This is a genomic window from Kitasatospora sp. NPDC048715 (genome assembly GCF_043198905.1).
Taxonomy (GTDB): Bacteria; Actinomycetota; Actinomycetes; order Streptomycetales; family Streptomycetaceae; genus Kitasatospora; species Kitasatospora lactacystinica.
This window is the reverse complement of the sequence record NZ_JBICVH010000009.1, coordinates 277,670-297,414: the sequence shown is the minus strand read 5'-3', so window position 1 is coordinate 297,414 and position 19,745 is coordinate 277,670. Positions and strand designations below refer to the sequence as shown.

At 73.1% G+C, this 19,745-nt stretch carries 17 protein-coding genes and 1 pseudogene; 10 read left to right on the top strand and 8 right to left on the bottom strand.

Going from position 1 to position 19,745, the window contains the following annotated elements:
* The first annotated feature begins 194 nt into the window (after positions 1-194).
* The 4 genes from ACGFSC_RS19130 (at position 195) to ACGFSC_RS19115 (ending at position 3,723) form a co-directional block, all read left to right on the top strand.
* Positions 195-836 carry a nucleotidyltransferase domain-containing protein gene (locus tag ACGFSC_RS19130; RefSeq protein WP_359910268.1) on the top strand — a complete coding sequence of 214 codons (642 nt, stop codon included), beginning with the start codon at positions 195-197 and terminating at the stop codon, positions 834-836.
* 209 nt (positions 837-1,045) lie between these two features.
* Complete coding sequence (locus ACGFSC_RS19125; protein ID WP_359910265.1) at positions 1,046-1,366, top strand: chaplin family protein; 321 nt, start codon at positions 1,046-1,048, stop codon at positions 1,364-1,366.
* Between the two features lie 60 nt (positions 1,367-1,426).
* Complete coding sequence (locus ACGFSC_RS19120) at positions 1,427-2,713, top strand: hypothetical protein (RefSeq protein WP_359910263.1); 1,287 nt, start codon at positions 1,427-1,429, stop codon at positions 2,711-2,713.
* Positions 2,695-3,723: a hypothetical protein gene (locus ACGFSC_RS19115; RefSeq protein ID WP_359910260.1), complete on the top strand. Its 1,029-nt coding sequence runs from the start codon at positions 2,695-2,697 to the stop codon at positions 3,721-3,723. The genes ACGFSC_RS19120 and ACGFSC_RS19115 overlap by 19 nt, the downstream gene beginning before the upstream one ends.
* A 137-nt stretch (positions 3,724-3,860) precedes the next feature.
* Here ACGFSC_RS19115 and ACGFSC_RS19110 read toward each other — a convergent pair whose 3' ends face one another.
* Positions 3,861-4,634, bottom strand: coding sequence for a serine hydrolase (locus tag ACGFSC_RS19110; RefSeq protein WP_359910257.1), 774 nt, complete (start codon positions 4,632-4,634; stop codon positions 3,861-3,863).
* A 329-nt stretch (positions 4,635-4,963) separates the two neighbouring features.
* Entirely contained in the window at positions 4,964-5,890 is a 927-nt protein-coding gene (locus ACGFSC_RS19105; RefSeq protein ID WP_359910254.1) for a LysR family transcriptional regulator, read from the bottom strand.
* A gap of 207 nt (positions 5,891-6,097) precedes the next feature.
* Here ACGFSC_RS19105 and ACGFSC_RS19100 point away from each other — a divergent pair, with 207 nt between their 5' ends.
* On the top strand, positions 6,098-7,363 hold the full coding sequence (locus ACGFSC_RS19100; protein WP_359910251.1) for an FAD-dependent monooxygenase: 1,266 nt from the start codon (positions 6,098-6,100) through the stop codon (positions 7,361-7,363).
* A gap of 364 nt (positions 7,364-7,727) precedes the next feature.
* Entirely contained in the window at positions 7,728-8,555 is an 828-nt protein-coding gene (locus ACGFSC_RS19095) for a proline hydroxylase (protein ID WP_359910248.1), read from the top strand.
* A 143-nt stretch (positions 8,556-8,698) separates the two neighbouring features.
* Here the strand turns inward: ACGFSC_RS19095 and ACGFSC_RS19090 are convergent, their stop codons facing one another.
* Together ACGFSC_RS19090 and ACGFSC_RS19085 are read right to left on the bottom strand one after the other, a co-directional pair.
* Complete coding sequence (locus ACGFSC_RS19090) at positions 8,699-10,912, bottom strand: glycoside hydrolase domain-containing protein (protein WP_359904729.1); 2,214 nt, start codon at positions 10,910-10,912, stop codon at positions 8,699-8,701.
* A 336-nt stretch (positions 10,913-11,248) separates the two neighbouring features.
* Positions 11,249-11,956, bottom strand: a complete 708-nt coding sequence (locus ACGFSC_RS19085) for a TetR/AcrR family transcriptional regulator C-terminal domain-containing protein (protein WP_359904726.1) — start codon at positions 11,954-11,956, stop codon at positions 11,249-11,251.
* Positions 11,957-12,015: 59 nt separating this feature from the next.
* Here ACGFSC_RS19085 and ACGFSC_RS19080 point away from each other — a divergent pair.
* A pseudogene (locus ACGFSC_RS19080) lies at positions 12,016-12,654 on the top strand (DUF4386 domain-containing protein); the annotation flags it as partial.
* Here ACGFSC_RS19080 and ACGFSC_RS19075 read toward each other — a convergent pair.
* Positions 12,624-13,913: an FAD-dependent monooxygenase gene (locus tag ACGFSC_RS19075; protein WP_392863631.1), complete on the bottom strand. Its 1,290-nt coding sequence runs from the start codon at positions 13,911-13,913 to the stop codon at positions 12,624-12,626. The pseudogene ACGFSC_RS19080 and the gene ACGFSC_RS19075 overlap by 31 nt on opposite strands.
* Positions 13,914-14,038: 125 nt before the next feature.
* On the opposite strand from ACGFSC_RS19075, the gene ACGFSC_RS19070 reads away from it, so the two are divergent.
* On the top strand, positions 14,039-15,025 hold the full coding sequence (locus ACGFSC_RS19070) for a TetR/AcrR family transcriptional regulator C-terminal domain-containing protein (RefSeq protein ID WP_359904721.1): 987 nt from the start codon (positions 14,039-14,041) through the stop codon (positions 15,023-15,025).
* Between the two features lie 37 nt (positions 15,026-15,062).
* Here the strand turns inward: ACGFSC_RS19070 and ACGFSC_RS19065 are convergent, their stop codons facing one another.
* Positions 15,063-16,028 carry an NAD(P)-dependent alcohol dehydrogenase gene (locus tag ACGFSC_RS19065; RefSeq protein ID WP_359904718.1) on the bottom strand — a complete coding sequence of 322 codons (966 nt, stop codon included), beginning with the start codon at positions 16,026-16,028 and terminating at the stop codon, positions 15,063-15,065.
* Between the two features lie 100 nt (positions 16,029-16,128).
* Between ACGFSC_RS19065 and ACGFSC_RS19060 the strand changes: the two genes are divergently transcribed.
* Both ACGFSC_RS19060 and ACGFSC_RS19055 read left to right on the top strand, forming a co-directional pair.
* Positions 16,129-16,809: a TetR/AcrR family transcriptional regulator gene (locus ACGFSC_RS19060; protein ID WP_359904715.1), complete on the top strand. Its 681-nt coding sequence runs from the start codon at positions 16,129-16,131 to the stop codon at positions 16,807-16,809.
* A gap of 145 nt (positions 16,810-16,954) precedes the next feature.
* Positions 16,955-17,431 carry a hypothetical protein gene (locus ACGFSC_RS19055; RefSeq protein ID WP_359904713.1) on the top strand — a complete coding sequence of 159 codons (477 nt, stop codon included), beginning with the start codon at positions 16,955-16,957 and terminating at the stop codon, positions 17,429-17,431.
* Between the two features lie 209 nt (positions 17,432-17,640).
* On the opposite strand, the gene ACGFSC_RS19050 is transcribed toward ACGFSC_RS19055, so the two are convergent.
* Complete coding sequence (locus ACGFSC_RS19050; protein WP_359904710.1) at positions 17,641-18,483, bottom strand: hypothetical protein; 843 nt, start codon at positions 18,481-18,483, stop codon at positions 17,641-17,643.
* A 118-nt stretch (positions 18,484-18,601) separates the two neighbouring features.
* Positions 18,602-19,504 (bottom strand): S41 family peptidase, encoded by a 903-nt coding sequence (locus ACGFSC_RS19045; RefSeq protein WP_359904707.1) that lies wholly within the window; start codon positions 19,502-19,504, stop codon positions 18,602-18,604.
* Between the last annotated feature and the right edge of the window lie 241 nt (positions 19,505-19,745).

Below are 19,745 nucleotides of genomic sequence, written 5' to 3'. Positions count from 1 at the left end.
GACCGGGTGGCGATGCTGCACGGTCGTGATCCTCTCCATGGAGACCGGGACCGTACCGCGCGTCCCGACAGATCAGCGGATCGCCGTCGACGACCTCGGCTACGCCGACGACGGGATCATCCACGTCGGGGCTGCCCGCCGGCCTCCTGCGTCGAACCCGGCCGGGCCGTCGAGCCCGCTGATAGATTCCTGCGGTGAGCGAGCAACTGCCCGGCGGCGGCATCGAGCTGTCGCCCGACGAGATCGAAGCCCTCGACGCCAGATGGTCGTCCTGCTGGACCCCGGGTGAGGTCGCGCAGCGGTTGGCGGGGATCGGCACCCCCTGGTACGTCGCCGCGGGCTGGGCGCTGGACCTGTTCCGCGGCAGGCGGACGCGCGCTCATGGAGACATCGAGATCGCGATTCCGGCCGCGAGCTTCCTCGAGGTCCGTTCCCGCTTCCCCGGGTACGTCTTCGACGCGGCGGGCAGCGGCCGGATCTGGGAGGACGCCGCACCGGAGGTGCTGGCCGCCGTGCACCAGACCTGGCTCCGCGATCCGGTCACCGGAAGCTATCTGCTCGACGTGTTCCGCGAACCGCACGACGGCGACACCTGGATCTGCCGACGCGATGAGAGGATCCGGCTTCCCTACCGCGACATCATCCTCCGCACCCGGGACGGCATCCCGTACCTGGCACCCGAACTGGTCCTGCTGTTCAAGGCCAAACATGTCCGCCGAAAGGATCAATCGGACTTCGACGCGACCGTCCCGCACATGACCCCGGCTCAGCGCGAGGCCCTGACCGGGCTGCTCGCCCGCGTACACCCCGGGCATCCCTGGATCGCGGCCCTGTAGCCGGCCCTCCACCGTTGGGCTCGCACATCACCTGTCGTCGGCGGCACATCGGCTCCGCGGCGTCCCGGTTCCCCCGGCCCGGGCGCACCGACCCGATGGTGCGTATCCGGAGCACGGTTCCGTCGTTGACCAGACCGCGCCGGGCGATTGCCCGCGCGGGGTCTGCGCAGGGACCGGCTGTCGCCGGGGCTGCGCCGGGAAGGGGAACGATGAGCCTGGTGACGGGTGCTGGACGGCAGAGCGCGGGCGCCGGTGGACGCGCCGTGGGCAAGCGGGTGGCGGTGGTGGGTGCGGCCGTGGGAGCGGCGCTCGCCCCGGCCGGTGTCGGCCACGCCGACATCCTCGGTGCGGGCAATGCCGTGTTCGGCAACTCCTGTGTCAACCAGGGCGGCACGCAGGCCACCGGCGGCACCGTCGCCGACAGCGGCACGGTGACGGGCAATCAGCTCGGTCTGCCGCTGAGCCTGCCCCGCAACCATTGCGGGAGCAGCGGGATCGTCTGCACGGCCGTGTTCATGTCGAGCGTCTGATCCGGCGGGCCCGACGTGGTGCGAGGCGGTGGCGCCGGGGCCGGTCCCGGGGCGACGGGTGTGTCGGTGGAGGACGCGGCGGTACGGGAGTTGGCGGCGCTGAGCGGGCGCGCGGTGCCGCTGCTGCGGGAGTGGGTGGACGAGTTTCCGCGGCTGGGCGTGGCGCGGGCCCTCCTGGTGCTGGCGACCGGAGGGGGCCTGGGCGACGAGGTGCTGCGGGAGGAGTTGGTGGTCGCGTACCGGGACGCGCGGGACGCCGACGCACGGTCGGCGAGCCTGGTGTACGGGGTCTTCCTGTACACCCACCGGCAGTTCCGGCTGACGGCCGACCACCTGGTGGCGCACTTCGCGCAGTGGCCCGGGGACGAGGTGGCTTCCCTTCTGCTGGACGCCTTCCACGCCTGCGGAGAGCCGGACTACCGCGCACACGGTGACGCGCTGGCCGAGCGGCAGCACGCCCTGGTCGGCGCGGACAGCTGGCCCTGGACGGGCAGGCTCGCGTGGACGCGCGCGGAGCAGGGCCGCGCCGAGGAGGCCTTCGACCTGGCCGCGCAGGCGCTGGACCGGTTTCCGCGCGCCGGACTCGCGGCGCACGCCCGCGCGCACGCCGAGCAGGACCTGGGCGCCGGCCCCGCCGCCGTCGCGTTCCTCGACCGGTGGCTGGCGGAGGACCCGCGGGCGGTCCAGTTCAAGCACCTGAACTGGCACGCCGCCCTGCAGTCGCTGGCCTGCGGGGACTTCCCGGACGCACGTCGGCGGGCCGACGAGGTCCTGGGCCGTGCGGACGTGGGAATGCGCTCGGCGACGAACTGGCGCCTGCTGCTGGCCGGGCAGGAGCCCGCCGGCCGCTGCGACCTCGACCACGTGCGGGCCCTGCTGGCCGGGCAGGGCGGAATGGCGGAGGTCTTCCACACCTTCAACCTGGCCCTGGCCCTGGCCGTCGAGTCGGCCACCGACGACCTCGAGGCCCTGGCGCGGCTGGCGGCCGATGACGAGCGCCCCGACTACCGCGAGGTCCTCGCCCCGGTCGTCCGGGCCCTCGCCCACGTGACCGCCGGCCGCTCCCCCGCGGCCGTCGACCTCCTGACCCGCCTGGGCGGACAGGTGGAGCGCATCGGCGGCGTACGGGTGGAACGCGAGATCGTCCAGGACACGCTGGCCCGCGCCCTGGTCGACACCGGCGAGCACGCCCGCGCCGCCGCCCTGCTGCACGAGCGTCTCACCACCCGACGCCACCGCACCTACGAGGACCTCCTCCTCGCCCCGCCCGCCGCCCCGGCCCGCGCACCCCGCACCCCCGTCGCCGCCTCGCTCCCGGGAGTCCTCCCATGTCCGCGCCCCAGCTGATCGTCGTCTCGCCGCGCGGCAGCGGCACTCCCCTGCTGGCCCGCATCACCACCGCACTCGGCTACACCCCCTACGGCACCATGAGCGGCATCGAGCAGGAGGGCGATGACCGGCCCGGCCCCGGCGAGGTCTCCCCCGTGCTCCGAGCCGCCTACGGCCAGGAGAGAGCCGGACGGCTGCTGCTGCGGCAGCGCGACGACCGGGCCGAGCTGGAGGCCGCCTTCCAGCTGGCGGTGACCGCCCTGTGGCGGGTGTGGTGGAGGCGCCTGGGCCAACCGGTCACCGCCGCCTCACCCGTCGACCCCGTCCTCGAGGACCGCCTGTCCCGCGTCCCCGACAGCGAACTGCCCCGCCTGCTGCCGGGCCGCGGCTGCTGGTACGTCAACAGCCTGGACCTGGAACGAGCCGACGCCGGCTTCCTGCGCGCCTGGCACACCACCGCACGACCGCCGATCGTCTACCACCACCGCGACGTCCGCGACCGCGTCATCGAGCAGATCCGCCTGCTCTCCCGACCCGCCGGCCAGGTCGGCTCGATGCCCGAACACCTCGTCTACCGCGACATCGTCGGCGCCCTGCCCACCATGGACGCCAGGATCACCCTCGCCCTGACCGACCCGGGCTTCCCCGGCATGCGCGAAGCCCACCGCTGCCAGTGGCTGCTGCGCCACCCCGCCGTCTGCGTGCTCACCCACGAGGAGCTCGCCGGCCCCGCCCACGGCGGCTCCGCCGAAGCCCGCGACCGCGCCCTGCACCGGCTCCTGACCGCCATCGGCCACCCCCACCCGGCCTCGGCCCTCGCCGCCGCCCTGCCCGGGCCCGCGAGCGGCGAACTCCCCGTCGGCGTCTGGCGCAGCCACTTCAGCGCCGAGCACGAACGCCTCCTCCAGCAGCACCACGGCGACCTCCTGCCTCCCCGTGCCGACCCGACCGGTGCCGACCCGACCGGAGCCGGCTCGCCCGGCTCGCACCGACCCGGTGACCGGACCGACCGGAACGCGATCCGCTGAGACCTGGCCACCGCGCCTTCTGCCGGGATTCCGCCGGGATCCGGACGCTCCGGACGCTCCGGACGGTCCGGACGGCCCCCTCGGACCGCGCTCACCGGGCGGGAGGAGCAGCTGCCGCCCGACTCCCGCCCAGCTGCTCAACTCCCGTTCAGTGAACCGGCAGCCGCCCGGGCCACCGACTGCACCAGCGAGATGCCCGCGTCCTCGCTCCCGTTGCCGTCCGAGAGCACCGCGATCAGCAGTTCGTGTCCGTCGCACTCGACCGTCCCGATGCTGTTGATCACCCACAGATCGTCCGCCTCCCGCGACAGCCAGCCGTTCTTCACCGCGTACGCGCCGCCGGTCGCCGCCGCGCTCACGCCCCAGCGCTGGTCGCTCTCGACCTGGCCGAGCAACTGCCGGATGTAGTCGCGCGAGGCGGACGAGAGGATCGAGTCGCCGGTGAAGACCTGGCGCAGCAGCCGCGCCTGGTCGGTGGCGGTGGTGGAGGTGAGGCCCCAGTAGCCGTCCGTGCCGGCCACGGTGGAGGTCAGCCCGAACCGTTCGTCGGCGGCGTCCAGCCCGGCCTCCTGGCCTATCGCGTTCCACAGGGCCGTGGCCGAGTCGTTGTCGCTGTTCTCGATCATCGCGGCGGCGAGGCTCTGCTGCGCGTCGCTCAGCCCGGTGCCCCGGTCCTGGGCCTGGAGCAGCAGCGTGGCCAGGATGTCGACCTTGACGATGCTGGCGGTGGCGAAGGCGTGCCCGGACGCGCCGTAGGCGAGCGACTGCCCGGTGGCCAGGTCGGTGACCGAGACCGAGACCGAGACCGCGCCGTCGGCCTGCGCGGCGGCGCTGCGCAGAGCCGCGTCGGCGACCGGGGCGGGAGGGACGGTTTGACCGGCCCCGGTGCTCGCCGAGGGGGTCACGGGCACCGGGGAAGTCACCGGTGCCGAGGGGGTCGCGGAGAGGGACGGTACCGAGGGGGACGGGGCCGAGGGGGACGGGGACGGGACCGAGTCCGACTGGACGGACATGGGCGGCCGGCCCTCCGCTCCGCTCGACTGCCCCTGCAGCACCGCGATGACGAGCCCCACCGCTGCGAGGACGCTCGCGGGTGCCAACACCCTTGCCAGGGGGACGCTTCGCTTCGACATGCTGGATGACGCTAGAGCGCGCCGCTTTGAGCAGCCTGAGGACGGCATGAAGGTCTTGCCTCCGAAGGCGGCGATCGGAACGGACAGCAGCCGGGCGAGGATCCGCGTCATCCACCAGTGGTGGCGCCGGAGTCGGCGTCGTAGCGCACCGGCCGGTCGGAGAGCTCCGTCCACAGGTCGAGAAAGGCGCGCAACGGCGCGCTCGGCCGGGTGCCCGCTCGCCACACGAACACTTTCCGCAACCTGATGGCGGGCTCCAGCGGCACGACGGCGAAACGCCGGTCGGCGGTGAGGACCGGACTCGCGTGGGAGGTGAGGGCGATACCGATCCGCTCCGCGACCAGCGCGAGTTGGAGGGCGACGTCGTTCGTCGCGTAGGCGATGTCCAGCCGCAGGTCCGCTGCGGCGAAGGCCTCACGGATGAACGCGTGCACCCCGCTGTCGGGACCGTAGCTGATGACCGGGCTCCGGGCCGCCTCGTCGAGGGTCATCGGACGGCTCGCGGGCCGGCTTCCGACGGGGAGGACCGCGACGATCCGGTCCTCCAGGAGCACTCGCGAGGCCACGGCGGCGGGTTCGCCGTCCAGCGGTCCCGCGACCACGGCCGCGTCGATCTCCCCGTCGCGGACCTTCGCCAGCAGCGAGGGACTCGACGCCCCGATGAGGCTCACCGCGACCCGGGGGTACCGGCGGTGGTACTCCCCCAGCAGCCGGGGGATGCTGGTGCCCTCCAGGCCGCCGACGGTCCCCAGCGCGAACGATCCGCCGACCAGACCGGACCGGTCGGCGAACTCCAGGACGGCCGACGCCGCCGCCGCCAGACAGGCCCGGGCGTGCGGCAGCAGGGCGGCGCCCCCGGACGTGAGGGCCACCTGCCGGGGCAGGCGTTCGAAGAGGGGCTCCCCCAGTTCCTTCTCCAGGGCCTGGATCTGCTGGCTGATCGCGGGCTGCACGACATGGCAGCGGGCCGCCGCCTTGGTGAACGACCGCTCCTCCGCCACCGCGACGAAGTATTCGAGCGTACGGAGTTCCATGACCGACAAGCTATCAACTCCGCAGTTGAGAGCACGGATTGTGGAACCCTCCGACCGGTCCGGGGCCGGTACGGCGGTCCCCCGGTGCGATCAGCGATCGTGACGGCCGCCATCACCGCTGTGTATTGGACGCGCGCGGCCGGGGCCCCGAGGCTGGTGGCCGGGTATCGGCCGGACCCGCGGCTCCGGCGAAGGACGAGGAGACACATGAGAGTGATCGTCGTGGGCGGCGGCATCGCCGGGCTGACCTGTGCCCTGAGCCTGCACGCCGCCGGCTTCGCGCCACGGGTGTACGAGGCGGCGCGGAAGGTCGAAGCGGTCGGTGTCGGAATCAACCTGTTGCCGCACGCCGTCCGGGAACTCGCCGAACTCGGCCTGGACGGCGGGCTGGACTCCGTCGCGCTGCCCCCGCACCGGCTGAGCTACCACGACCGGGCGGGCGGGACGGTCTGGGAGGAGCCGCTGGGACGCGCGGCCGGATACCGCTGGCCGCAGTACTCCGTGCACCGGGGGCGTCTGCAGTTGCTGCTGCTGACGGCGGTACGTGAGCGGCTGGGGCCGGACTCGGTCCGTACCGGCCTCCTGTTCCAGGGGTTCGAGCAGAGCGCGGGCGGCGTCCGTGCCCACTTCCTGGACCGGTCGAGCGGTCGGCCCGTCGTCGATGACGGCGACGTGCTGGTCGGCGCCGACGGCATCGACTCCGTGGTCCGCGGCCGGTTGTACCCGGACGAGAGCCCCCCGAGCGGGAACGGCGTCCACATGTGGCGTGGGCTCGCACGGCACCCGCACGTCCTCGACGGCCGTTCGATCGTGGTGGCCGGGGGCACCCCCGGCGCGAAGTTCATCGCCTACCCGGTCGAGGACCCCGCGACCTCGGCTGCCGATGCCCTGGTGAACTGGGTGCTGGAGGTTCGGCACGACCCGTCCGCCCCGCCTCCCGGCGGCCCCGGCCGCCGCGTCACCGCGGCGGAGGCTCGCGCCGGGCTGTCGTCGTGGAACCTGCCGTGGATCGACCTCGCGGCTCTCGCCGAACGCTCCTCGGTGATCGTCGAGTACCCGATGCTCGACCGCGACCCCCTGCCGCGCTGGAGCTTCGGACGGGTCACCCTCCTCGGCGACGCCGCGCACCCGATGTTCCCCATGGGCATGAACGGCGGCTCGCAGTCCGTCGTCGACAGCCGGGTGCTGGCCTGGTGCCTGACCCGGGACGACGACGCCGTGACCGCGCTCCGCCGCTACGACCGGATGCGCCGGCCGGTCGTCAACGCGATCGTGCTGGCCAACCGGGACCTGGGCCCGGAGGAGACCATCGCGCGAGCCGAGGAGCACGGTGGGCCGCTGCCCGTCGAGGAGGCCGAGCGGATCGCGACCCGCTACAAGCAGTTGGCCGGGGCCACCGTGACCCAGGTCAACACCCACCCGTCCTGGACGGTCCCTGCCGTCGCCGCTGGTCACGAGCGACTGCCTGGATGAGACGTGATCGTCGGTCGCCATCAGGTACCAGGCCGGTCCGGTGCGCCGGACCGGAGCCGGGCCGTCAGCATCGCCCGTCGCGACCGGCTCCCCCCGACCCAGCGGCGGCCCCGGTCGGGGTTGCCCCTCGTGCTGTTCACCCGGCCGGACGAGCACGCTCGCCCACGACCCGTGGCGAAGGGATAGTGACCTTACGCGACAGGCCGAGCGGGCGCGTGGCATCACGCGTGACACCAGGCGTGGCATCACGCGTGGCACCAGGCGACCGAGGCGCCGGAGCCCGAAACCGCCCGCGACGGCGGGGCTCCGGGGTGGGTGCTGCCGCCCTTCCGTCCGGCCTCTCACCGAGGGGAACACGGCTGCCATGACACCGACCCGGCAGGACGACGAGGACGACGACGAGGCGATGTTCGGAGCGGAGACGGTCCGGGACGGGGAGCTGCGGGAGGCTCTGCAGCGGCTGGCCGCCGGCACCTGCGCGATCGTCCGGGTGCCCGGCCTGCTCCGGGGCGACCGGGGCGACCGGGGCGACTTGAGCGACCTCGTCGCCCGCATCGAGCAGGCCGACTTCGAGCCCTACGACGAGGAGCGGCTCGACCCGCCGATCCTGAAGTTCGGCCCCGCGGTGTACGACTACTACGGGCAGGGCCGGGTCCGGGACGCCTACTGGGAGAAGGCGGAGCAGACCCGGAAGGCCGCCCGCGACCTCTACGGCGACACCGACCCGACGGTGACCCTCATGCGGCGGCTGGGCACCGAACTCGGCATTCCGGTGCGCCCCGCGACCATCGGGGGCCGCCCGCTGCACGCGGGCATCCTCCGCGAGTTCCCCACCGGCTCGAAGATCCACTACGACGAGGTGGTGCGGGAGTTCCCCGGCCGCCTCGACGACCAGCCCCTCGTGCAACTCGCCTTCAACCTGCACCTCACCGTCGCCGGGCACGGCGGCGCGCTGACCGTCTGGCGGCACCGCTGGATCCCCGCCGACGACACCCGCAGGGACGGCTACGGCTGGGCCCCCGAGGTCGTCGCCGACGCGCCGTCGGCCACGGTGCGGGCCGACCCCGGCGAAGGCGTCTTCTTCGACTGCCGCAACTTCCACCAGGTGCGGGACTTCGAGGGCGGCCGCCGGATCACCCTCTCCCTCTTCCTGGGATTCACCCTGAACGGCGAACTGATCGTCTGGTCCTGACCGCCGCCCCGGCCCCGGTGAGCCCCCTCGCCGACGTGTTGCCGGCGGAACCGGCCGGCGGGCGGAACCGGCCGGCGCCCCCGCCCCCGGGACGTACCGGGGGCGGGGGCGCCGGGGTGGTGCGGTGGTGGGATGTTCCCGGGTCAGCTCCGGGTGGCCACCAGCTGGCTGGAGCCGTCCGGCAGGCCCGCGATGGCGGCGCGCTGGGCCGGGAAGGTGCTCGCGCCGTACGCGCCCTGGACCGCGGCGAAGCCGGACCAGGCGCCGCTGGTGAAGCGGGTCTCGTGGTAGAGGTTGCCGTCGTTGCCGATCACCGCCACCTGGGACGAACCGTCCGGCAGACCGGCGATGCCGACCGCCCGCGCGGCCATGGTGGGCGTGCCGCTGCCGGGAAGCGCGGCGAAGCCGGACCAGTTGCCGTCGGCGAAGCGGGCCTCGTGGTAGATGTTCACGTCGCCGCCGATCACCAGGACCTGCGAGGAGCCGTCCGACAGCCCCGTGATGGCCACCCGCGAGGCCGCCATCCGCGAGCTGTTCACACCCGGGAGCGGGGCGAAGCCGCTCCAACTGCCGTTGGAGAAGCGGGTCTCGTGGTAGACGTGCCCGTCGTTGCCGATCGCCAGGACCTGGGCGGACCCGTCGGGCAGGCCGGCGATGGCGATGTCCGCGGCCCCCATGGTCGGGGTGCCGACCCCGGGGAGCGCCCCGTAGCCGGACCAGTTGCCGTCGGCCGAGCGGATCCGGTGGTAGACGTTGCCGTCACTGCCGACGGTCACCACCTGCGAGGAGCCGTCCGGCATGCCCGCGATGCCGGTCCGGCGGGCCTGGGTGGCCGGCGTGCCGTCGTCGGGCACCCCGGCGAAGCCGCTCCAACTGCCGTTCGAGGCGCGGACCCCGTGGTAGAGCCGGCCGTCCAGGCCGATGCCCAGCTCCTGCGAGGAGCCGCCCGGCAGCCCGGTGATCGCGGCCTCCGAGCCGCGGAACACGCCCGCGCCGCCCGTCAGCGGGCTGAAGCCGGGCCAGGCGCCCGAGCTCTGGCGCACGCCGAGGAAGAACGCGGAGGACTGGGACGGCGGGGCGGCGGTGAGCTGGATGTCCAGGTAGTCCTGGTCGATCGCGATCGCGTAGCCGCCCCAGGTCTCCGGGTTCTGCGGCGAGGCGTACTGGTGGGCGCGCTGGTGGTTGTTCCAGTAGCCGGCCGGTATCGACGGGTCGGCGGTGTCCTCCTTGCCGTTCCAGTTGGCGCTGAAGACGGCGTCGGGCATGGCGTAGGCGCTGTTGCCGGCGTTCGCGGCCAGGTCCTTCATGCCGGACGAGGAGCTGCTGTAGACGCCGGAGTTGTAGCCCCAGGCGTGCAGTTCGTTGGTCCAGGCGGTGAGGAAGGCGAGCACCGCGGCCGAGTACTGCGGGGTGGTGTACGCCTCCATGTCGTAGTAGAGGATCGTGCCGGGGCCGAAGCCCAGGGCCTGGGCCTGGCTCACCGCGTCGTCGGCGGCGTTGGCGCCCTCGGTGGCGGGGTAGCTGATCTTCGGGGCCTGCACGCCGACGTACATCGGCATGAAGGCCCAGCCCGCGGCCTGCTGCTGCTGGACCCAGGAGGCCGTCAGGTTCGGCTGGGCGCAGGCCCGCCTGACACCGCCGATGTAGACGCCGACCGCCCGGTACGGGGAGGAGGCCATCCACGCGTTCATCGCGGCGCCGGAGGGCGCCGTACAGGCGTCGAAGCCCTTGCCGGTGTAGTTCGTCGCCGACGCGGGAACCGACGCCGCCGCGGCCGAAGCAGCCGGTGCGGCGGCTGCGGCCATGGCCTGGCCGGACGGCGCGGCAGCGGTGGACTTCGGGGCGGCGGTGCCGGCGGACTTCGGGGCGGCGGTCGTCCCGGGCCCGGCGGGCGCCGGCTGCGGTCGGTGCGTCGGCGCGGGGGTGAGCCCGGCGCCGGTGATGATCCGCCGCACCAGCGGCTGGTCCGTGTCGTACGTCCCGGTCACCGCGACGACGCCGTCGGTCGCCCGGACCGTCTGCGCGACCGGGTTGGAGCCCTCCCGGTCCGGCGCCGCGCCCTCGGCGGGCTCGACCAGCAGGGCCTCCGTGCGGCCGGTCAACCGCGGCGGGCAGGCCTGCTGCTCGCCCGGGTGACCGAGGTACACCGCGTGCTGGTCGAAGCGGACGCAGGCCTGCGGGTCCGCGGCCAGGTCCACCACCGGCCAGGCCGAAGGCACCTGGAAGACGCGGCCCTGGTACGTCACCGCCTTGGTGTCCGGGCTTGCGGCGGGAGCTGCGGCGGCGGAGCCTGCGGCGGCGGGCGCCGCCATCAGCACGGCCGCCACGACGGCCGCGGCGCTCCGGAGCGCTGTCATTGGGGACTTCACCCAGTTCTCTCCTGACGTGACGAAAGACCGCACGCCGAGGAGTCGGCCGCGCGGCGTCGGCCACGATATCCACGCCTTCGACGGGTGCCGCCACAGGCCCCTCCCGTCAGCCGACTGTCCGTCAGTCCGGCCGGCCGTCAGCCGCTGCTCCCGGCACGGTCCGACCGGCTCCGGGCCACGGTCCGACCGGCTCCGGGCCACGGTCCGGACGAGGGCGTCGTCGTCCGGTCCGGAACCGACGACGGGCGGTGAGCGGCCGCCCGGGGGGCGCGCCCGCTCCAGGCGATCGGGCGCGCGGGAGTCGCCCGGTTTCCCCCGGCCCGCTCAGGCCTGCCCGGAGCTCCATCCGCGCTCGTGGAGCCGCGCGAAGCCGTCGAGGAGGAGGTCGAGGGCGAACTCGAACTCGAACTGGTCGTCGCAGCCGCTGCCGACGACCGACGCGCCGTCGTGGGCCCGGGCCATGGCGATCTCGGCGATGTGCGGGTACCTGGCCGCCATCGCCTGGAGCGCGGCGGCCTGCTCCCCGGGCTCGTCTCCCGGAGAAGCCGGGAACAGCTCCTGGGTGAAGCCCCAGACGCGACTGCCCAGCGCGTGCATCGCGTGGTGGGTCAGGTCGACGGAGAGGCCGCCCCCGCGGAACGTGCCGATCACGGAGTCCAGGTAGTCCAGCACGGCGGGGGTGGGGGTGCCGCGGGACTCGATGACGCGCAGGGCCCACGGGTGGCGCAGCAGCGCCCGCCGGGCCGACAGGACGCGCTCGCGGATCGCGCTCCTCCAGTCGGGGCCGTCGGCCGGGGGGTCGATCTCCCCGACGACGAGTTCGACCATGCCGTCGAGGAGCTGCTCCTTGTTGGCCACGTGCTTGTAGAGGGCCATCGGCACGACGCCCAGTTCCTGGGCGAGGCTGCGCATGCTCAGCGCCTCGATCCCGGACTGGTCGGCGCGGGCGACGGCGGCGCGCAGCACGCGGTCCCGGTTGAGCGGCTTCCTCCGCTCGGTGGCCGCCTGTTGGGCGTCTGCCTGCTTGGCCATGGTCCTCACCGATCCCCCTTGACAGGTGTACGGGGTACACCATACCGTCCCACCGTGAGGTGTACGGCGTACACCTCTTCCCGCCTCCACGGCCGAAGGAGCCCCAAGTGGCCTCACCGAGAACCCTCGCGACAGCGACGGGCACGTGCTTCCTCGTCACCCACGTCACCTCGATCGGCGGGCTCGTCCTGTACGGCCCGATCCTGAAGACCGCCGACTACGTGCTCGGCGCCGGCCCGGACACCCGAGTGCTCCTGGGCGCCCTGTTCGAGGTGCTCCTCACCATCGGCATCGTCGGCACCGCATTCGCGATGTACCCCGTCGCCCGCCGGCACGGCGAAGGCCTCGCCGTCGGGTACCTCGGCCTGCGCACCCTGGAAGCCGCCGTCATCGCCGTCGGCATCGTCAGCCTGCTGGCCGTGGTGACCCTCCGCCAACACCCGCCGCAGGGAGCGGACAGCGCCGCGCTCCTCACCGCGGGGAAGGCCCTGGTCGCCGTCCACGACTGGACGTTCCTGCTCGGCCCCAACTTCATCTGCGGGGCCAACACCGCGGTGCTCGCCTGCCTGCTGTACCGCTCCCGGCTGATACCGCGCTTCATCGCCGTACTGGGGCTCGTCGGCGGCGCACTGATCTTCACCTCCGCGATCGCCGTCCTGTTCGGCCTCTACCCGCAGGTCTCCGGGCCGGGGATGCTCGCCGCCGTTCCGGTCTTCGCCTGGGAGCTGTGCCTGGCCTTCCGGCTGATCACCAAGGGATTCAACCCGACGACCGCCGCCGACACGAGTGACGGCGATGCGCCGTAGTCGCGCAGCCGAATCGGGGTGGTGCGGGTGCTCTCGGGTGCCTGGGCGGCCAGCATGTCCAGAATCTCCTGGGTGGGGGCGGGCATGAAGAACCGCTCTGCGCCCTCGCGACCCAGGGCCTGGTGCTCCGTCACGTAGCCGCGCATCTCGCGCTCGTACGCGGCGAAGGCCGTCGTGTGGTCACCACCGGAGGCGGCGAGTTCGCCGGCCAGGATGTACGCGCCGATCAGGGCCTGCGAGGTGCCGCGGCCGGAGGTCGGGCCGGCGCAGTACCCGGCGTCGCCGAGCAGCACGACCCGCCCCTTGGACCAGGTGTCCATCTCCACCTGGGCGTTGGCGTCGAAGAAGAAGTCCGATGCCCGCGCCATCTCCTGGAGCAGGCGCGGGATCTCCCAGCCGCCGTCCGCGAAGCGTTCGGCGATGATGCGCTGCTGCCCGGCGCGGTCGTGGCGGTCGTACTCCAGATGCCCGGCGGCGAAGTGGAAGGCGGCGCGGGCCTCGCTGTTGGCGCGGGCGGTGAAGATGTTGGCGGCCCTGCCCGGGGCGGCGTGGAGACGGCCGGTGTTCTGCAGGCCGAGGTAGTTGTCCAGGCTGAAGACGGCGGTGTAGATGCCGAGGTGGCGCACGAACTGCTCCTCGGGGCCGAAGGTGAGCGTCCGGGTGCGCGAGTGCAGGCCGTCGGCGCCGACGACCAGGTCGAAGCGGCGGGGAGCGCCACGCTCGAAGGTGACCTCGACGCCGTGCTCGTCCTCGGTCAGGCTCGCGATGGAGTCCCCGAAGACGTACTCGACGTCGTCGCGGGTGGCCTCGTACAGCATCCTGGTCAGATCGCCCTTGAGGACCTCCAGGTCTCCCGCGAAGATCACGGCCGGCAGGGTCGCGTACTGGCGGCCCTCGGCGTCCACCATCGCCGCGTCGCCCATCTCGGTGTCCAGCTCGCGGATCCGCTCCAGCAGGCCCATCCGGTCCAGCACGTCCAGGGCTTCGCCGCGGAAGTCCACCGCGTAGCCGCCCTCGCGCACCGCTTCGGCGCGCTCCACCACGGTGGGGACGAAGCCGTGGCGGCGCAGCCAGTGGGCGAGCGCCGGGCCGGCCACGCTGGCGCCGGAGATCAGGACAGTGCGGGTTGTGGTGGTGGTGTTCTTGGTCATCCCGGGTTCCTCTCTCAGGTCTGTGCGTACAACGTATGAGGCTCAAGTTCGCCTGTGAAGTGTGAAGATCGAGAAGGAACCCTAGTGCGCTAGGCTTCATGCACTAGTACACCAAGGAGTGCATCATGTCGGTCTTGCCGCCGTACGCGAGGATCGCCGCCGAACTTCGGCATCGCATCGAGGTCGGTGAGCTGCGTCCGGGTGACCGGGTGCCCTCCACGCGGGCGGTCACGCAGCGGTGGGGGGTGGCCATGGCCACGGCGACCAAGGCGCTGGCGGTCCTGCGGCAGGAGGGTCTGGTCCGGGCGGTGCCGGGGGTGGGGACCGTGGTTTGCGCCGCCCCCCGTGCGCCGCGGGCGGCACGGGGGGCGGCCGACCGGCGCACGGAGGGACCGTCGGAGGAGTCGGCGGCGCGCCGACGCCTGGTGCTGGCAGGAATCGCGATCGCCGACGCGGAAGGGGTGGCCGCGCTCACCATGCGGCGGCTGGCCGCCGAACTCGGCACCTCGGCCATGTCCCTGTACCGGCACGTGCAGAACCGGGACCAGCTCCTCGCGCTGATGGTCGACGCGGCCTACGCGCAGGCGCCGCTGCCGACCCCGGCCCCGCCGCACTGGCGGTCCTGCCTGGACCTCTCGGCCCGGGCGCAGTGGCGGCTCTACCAGGAGCACCCCTGGCTGGCGGCCACGATGAACCTCGCCCGGCCGCTGCTCGCACCGAACGGCATGCGCCACATCGAATGGGCCCTGGCGGCGCTGGAGGGCCTCGGCCTCGATGCCGACACCCGCATGCACGCGGCGGTCTCGCTCTTCGGATTCGTCCGGGGCTGCGCGGTCGACCTCGCGGCGGAGCAGGCGGCGGGTCAGGCCAGCGGTGTCACCGGCGATCAGTGGATGCAGGTCCAGGAGGGCCGGATGGCCGCGCTGCTGTCGGACGGCACCTTCCCGGCGTTCACCGCCGCCCGCGCCGACCCCGGCCTGGGCCTGTCCGCCGAATCCCTGTTCACCTTCGGCCTCGACCGCCACCTCGACGGCTTGGCGGCCCTCATCGCCGCCGCTGGCGACCGGTCGAACCTCGGCGGGACGAGCGGCGCGGTCGGCAGTCTCCAGTGAGGCCGGTGAAACTTCGCCGAGACGGGACAGCAGGGTCCTACGCGACCCTGACCACGTACTTGCCCCGGACGCCGCCCGCCTCCAGCGCCCGGTGCGCCGCCGCTGTCTCCTCCAGGGGGAAGACCGTGTCCACCGCGGGGCTCAGCTTGCCCTCGGCCACATGGCGGGCGAGGTCGTCGAAGTCCGCCCGCTTGGGGTCGCCGCTGAAGTAGCGCACCCGGCCGGGACCGTGGACCGTACTGGCCGCGAGGTAGCCGAACGTCGCAGCGGGCCGTTTCGGGTCGAAGGCGATGGTGACCATGCGCCCGCCGGAATCCAGTAGGCGCCGGAAGGCCCGCAGGTCGGTCCCCGCGGTGTCCAGGACCACGTCGAAGCGGCCCAGTTCCGCCGGCCGCACGGTCCGGTGGTCGACGGCCTCGTGCGCGCCGAGCCCGCGGACGAAGTCCAGGCCGGCCGCCCGGGCGAGGGCCGTGACCTCGGCGCCGTACGCCCGTCCGAGCTGGACGGCGGCGTTGCCGACACCGCCCGCCGCGCCCCGGACGAGGAGCCGTTCGCCGGGGCGCAGCCGGGCTTTGTCCCGCAGCGCGGTGATGGCCGTGGTGGCCACCGGCAGCGCGGCGGCCTCCACCGGGTCAAGACCGTCGGGGAGCCGGCCGACCCGCTCGGCGGGCACGGCCACGTACTCGGCGGCGCTGCCGAACCCGGAGGTGCGGCCCAGGACCCCCCATACGCGCTCGCCGGCCGCGAACCCTGTGACTCCGGCCCCCAGTTCGGCGACCTCGCCGGTGAAGTCCAAGCCGACCCGCTTGGGGAATGTCCGGCCGCTCAGGAGGCGGAGACGGCCGGCACGGACGGCCAGTTCGCCGCCGTTGACGCTGAACGCGCGTACCTTCACGAGGACCTCGCCGCGGGCCGGCTCGGGGCGTGGCACGCGGCCCGTGTAGAGCACATCGGGGCCGCCGTAGCGGTCGTAGAGCACTGCCTTCATCATGCGGTCGTTCATCGTTCCGCCTCTGCCGCCGGGAGCCGTACGGGATCTGGCACCGACCGTAAGCTCTCAAGTGGACGCAATCGTCCGCTTGGACCGGAAGCGAGAGACAGTGATGGCGGAATCCTCTCGGATCACAGCCCGGGACGGGATGCGGGCGGACGCCCGGCGCAACCGGGAGCGCGTCCTCGTCGCCGCCCGCGCGGTCTTCGCGGAGCACGGGATCGACGCCCCGATGGCGACCGTGGCCCGTCGGGCCGGGGTCGGCGTGGCGACGCTGTACCGGCATTTCCCGACCCGGGACGCTCTGGTGCGGGGCGCGTTCGCGCAGCAGATGGAGACCTGCGCGCGGGCTCTCACCGAGGCACTGGCCGCCCCCGACCCTTGGCAGGGCTTCCAGCGGCTGGTCGAGACGGTCTGCGCTCTGCAACGGGAGGAACGCGGGTTCCCGGCCGCGTTCGTCACGGCGTTCCCGGAAAGCACGTCGGAACACGCGCAGTCCCGGCACCAGGCCGAACGGGACTTCACGACCCTGGTACGCAGAGCACAGGCGTCGGGCGCGCTGCGGGCCGACTTCCACCCTTCCGACCTCGTCGTGGTCCTGTTGGCACACGGCGGCCTGGTGACCGCCCTGCCGGATGACGGTGCGGCCTCCCGGCGCCTGGTGGCCTATCTGCTCCAGTCGTTCCGCACCGGCACGGCCGACGAACCACTGCCTCCACCGGCCGCGCTGACACTGCGCAGCCTCCCGATCGCAACGGACAGTCCCCAGGGGCAGCGGCCCACCAGAGCCTGACCCGAGACGGAACCTGCCGCAGGGCACGACCGTCGGCCGTACTGCACGGTGCCGTCCGTGGTGCCGAGTTCGCCGCCGTACTCGTGCCCGGAGGTTCTTCCGAACCCGACATCCGGAGAGCGGCCGTCGTGCAAGGATCGTCGACATGCGGAGCTTTCGGACCGAGGCCACCGGCCTTGTCTCAGTCGAACGTTCGCAGTTCGGGCTGTGGGAGGAGGACGAGTTCGCCGAGGACGGCAGCTGGCTGGAACTGCCACTGGCTGACGGGACTCCTGGAATCACACTGACCGACGGAGCGGTCAAGGTCCGCAGTTCGATTCGGGAGCACTATGCGGAGGTGACCCTTGAGTTGACCGACCGTCCCGTGCGTCCGGAGGGGTTCAGCCTCCTTGCCAGGGTTCCGTACAGGTCGCGGACGGGCCGCATCGACGTGTGGACCCTCTTCTCGGGTCCTGCCGATGTGGCGCTGGAGTTCGAACTCGAAGGAAAGCCAAGCGATTTCACACTCAGCGTGTTCTGGGCACGTGCAGACGATTCGGACGATCGGATGAGCGCGGACCTGCCCCGCGGGGTGGAACGGTTCCGCTTCGCGTTCGCGCCGGTGGTGGCAGCGGCGGAATGAACGGCAAGGAAGACGTACGGCGTCACCGGATGTCGGCTGGTCGGCCACCGGTCGCCGCCGGTGTGGCCGGCCTGCGGCGTGCCCAAGGTCATGTCGCACATCACATCGAGATTCTCAAGATTTTTTGCCGGTGCGGCCCCGCTCGGGCCTGTAGGTAGAAGACCTTGATGTTGTTCCTGTCGCGTCGGTGATCATGCGCGCTTCCCGCCTCAGTGGCCCCTGACGAGGAGCTTGGCTCTGGTCTGGGGCCACGTGGTGTGCACGTAGTGGTCCTCGGCGGCGCGCCAACGCCCGATCCACTCCTCGGGGTTCTCGCCGCGTGCTCGCACCCGCTGCAGGCAGACACCTCGCGGGGTGTCGACGTAGGCGGTGAAGTGGTAGTAGTGGGCCAGCTCCGGGCGGGCGGAGTAGACCCCTTCGACGATCACCACGGCTCCGGAAGCGATCTCGCGCCAGGCCCCGAGCTGTCCGGTGGTCCAGTCGTAGACCTGATAGCGGGCGGCCCGGTCGTCCCGCAGCGGGATCAGGACCTGGTCCCGGAGGCGTTCCCAGTCGAAGTAGCGGTGGTAGCCCTGTTCCGCGTCGAGCAGCTCCCGCGCGCGGTCGGGCATCGGACGGTAGAAGTCGTCGACGTGGACGATGACGGCGCCGTCGAGGTGTCCGGCCACCGCGGCAGCCAACGTCGTCTTGCCGGATCCTCCGGTGCCGTCGATGGCGACGATCCTGGTGGCCCCTTGGGTCCGGGACAGCTGCAGGAGGCCGTCGGCAACGTCCTTCGCTCGCTCCGCCACGTCCACGAGTTGCTGACGCGTCCGCAGCTCGATGGTCCGCGCGGCGCTCGACAGCACAATCTCCTGTGCTTCCCCGAGGCCGACTCCCAGCAGTTCCCGGGTGACGGCGATCGAGTCCATGACCCCGGCCCCGAGGTCCCGCAGCAGCCGCTGGACATGTTCCATGCCCTCGTCCTGGTCCAGCAACGGCCCGCATCGCTCGACCAGGTAGGCCAGTCGTGCGGCACGCTCTGGAGAAACGCCCTGGATGTTTTCGAGCATGAGAACTCCTCGTGGGTGGCGTGCGGGGCGGGGACAAGCTACTTCCTGCGCACCTCGGGCGACCACTTCTTTGCCGGCCGCCTCCGCCGACTGCCCGCTCCCCCGCGGGGTGGTCGTTCTAGGTGCGACGGCAGGACTCCTGGCGCCCGAGCCAGCCGGTCGCGGCGGTGAGTGACGGATCCCCCTCCTTGCGGGTGTCCACGGCCTCGTCCGGCTCGATCGGCCCCGCGTGGATCCGGCCCGTGCGATCCGCCTCGGCGGCGCCCGTGAGCAGGACGACCGCGCCGTCCGACAACCGGTGCGCGGCGTTGCCGGTGGGCACCCCGTAGGTGCGCGCGCCGAAACTGCGGGTGTCCGGGCGGCCGATGAACGCGATGGCGACGGCCTCGCCCGCGCTGCCCGTGCCCGGGCCGGTGAGGACGGCGACGGGCAAGCCCTGCCCCGGGTCACCGCCGGCCCCGGAGGGCTCCGCCTGTGGAGTCCCGTCCAGGAACGGCACGCCCCCGCGCACCGACCAGACGCTGCGGGTGCCGTCCGCCGTGACGAAGGCCCCCACCGGACCGTCCCCGAGCAGCGGAGCCACCACCGCCAGCGGCGCCCACATCCCGCCGCCGCTCTCCCGGCGCAGGTCCACCACCCAGCCGCAGGCGGTCGCCCCGGCGACGGCGGCGCGGCCGCGGGCGACGTACTCGGCGTAGGTGCGCTCCGAACCGTTCACCGCCGGAAGATTCAACCTGGCGATGCCGCCGGGAAGTTGTTCGACCGTCGGGGCGTCGACCGTCGCAGGGTCGGCATCCACGGCCGCTGCCTCACCGGGCGGGTAGAACCTGCTGTGACCGTCCCCGAGAGCCGCGACCGCGCCGCCGACCGCACCGTGGGTGTCGGCCGTCGTCCGCGCCCCGGCCGCCCGCGCGAACGCCTCGTCCCGCAGTTTCGGCCAGTCCACCGTCGCGGTGTTCAACGACTCCCGCTGCAACAGGTCCAGCGCCTCCGACAGGTAGCCGTGCGCCTGCGCCGACATGCCTCCGGATCCCCCGGAACCCCCGGGATCCCCCGAACCTCCTGAAGCGCACCCCGCGGCCAGCGCCAAGGCGCCCGCCGCCACCCCGGCGATCCGCACCGCCCTCATCCGCGCCGCCCTCATGCGCGCCCCTCTCCCGGTTCGTACAGCCCCCATTCCTACCCCATGAACCGGGAAGCGGCGACGGCCGGGAGCCCTGCCCCCGACCGCCGCCGCCCTGGATCCGCTGTTGCTCCCGCCC

Coding starts and splice junctions, on each gene's coding strand:
- ACGFSC_RS19125 (WP_359910265.1), top strand. CDS start 1,046: ATGAGCCTGGTGACGGGTGCTGGACGGCAGAGCGCGGGCGCCGGTGGA.
- ACGFSC_RS19070 (WP_359904721.1), top strand. CDS start 14,039: ATGTCGGTCTTGCCGCCGTACGCGAGGATCGCCGCCGAACTTCGGCAT.
- ACGFSC_RS19050 (WP_359904710.1), bottom strand. CDS start 18,483: ATGCTCGAAAACATCCAGGGCGTTTCTCCAGAGCGTGCCGCACGACTG.
- ACGFSC_RS19090 (WP_359904729.1), bottom strand. CDS start 10,912: ATGACAGCGCTCCGGAGCGCCGCGGCCGTCGTGGCGGCCGTGCTGATG.
- ACGFSC_RS19095 (WP_359910248.1), top strand. CDS start 7,728: ATGACACCGACCCGGCAGGACGACGAGGACGACGACGAGGCGATGTTC.
- ACGFSC_RS19060 (WP_359904715.1), top strand. CDS start 16,129: ATGGCGGAATCCTCTCGGATCACAGCCCGGGACGGGATGCGGGCGGAC.
- ACGFSC_RS19115 (WP_359910260.1), top strand. CDS start 2,695: ATGTCCGCGCCCCAGCTGATCGTCGTCTCGCCGCGCGGCAGCGGCACT.
- ACGFSC_RS19055 (WP_359904713.1), top strand. CDS start 16,955: ATGCGGAGCTTTCGGACCGAGGCCACCGGCCTTGTCTCAGTCGAACGT.
- ACGFSC_RS19045 (WP_359904707.1), bottom strand. CDS start 19,504: ATGTCGGCGCAGGCGCACGGCTACCTGTCGGAGGCGCTGGACCTGTTG.
- ACGFSC_RS19065 (WP_359904718.1), bottom strand. CDS start 16,028: ATGAACGACCGCATGATGAAGGCAGTGCTCTACGACCGCTACGGCGGC.
- ACGFSC_RS19085 (WP_359904726.1), bottom strand. CDS start 11,956: ATGGCCAAGCAGGCAGACGCCCAACAGGCGGCCACCGAGCGGAGGAAG.
- ACGFSC_RS19100 (WP_359910251.1), top strand. CDS start 6,098: ATGAGAGTGATCGTCGTGGGCGGCGGCATCGCCGGGCTGACCTGTGCC.
- ACGFSC_RS19105 (WP_359910254.1), bottom strand. CDS start 5,890: ATGGAACTCCGTACGCTCGAATACTTCGTCGCGGTGGCGGAGGAGCGG.
- ACGFSC_RS19075 (WP_392863631.1), bottom strand. CDS start 13,913: ATGACCAAGAACACCACCACCACAACCCGCACTGTCCTGATCTCCGGC.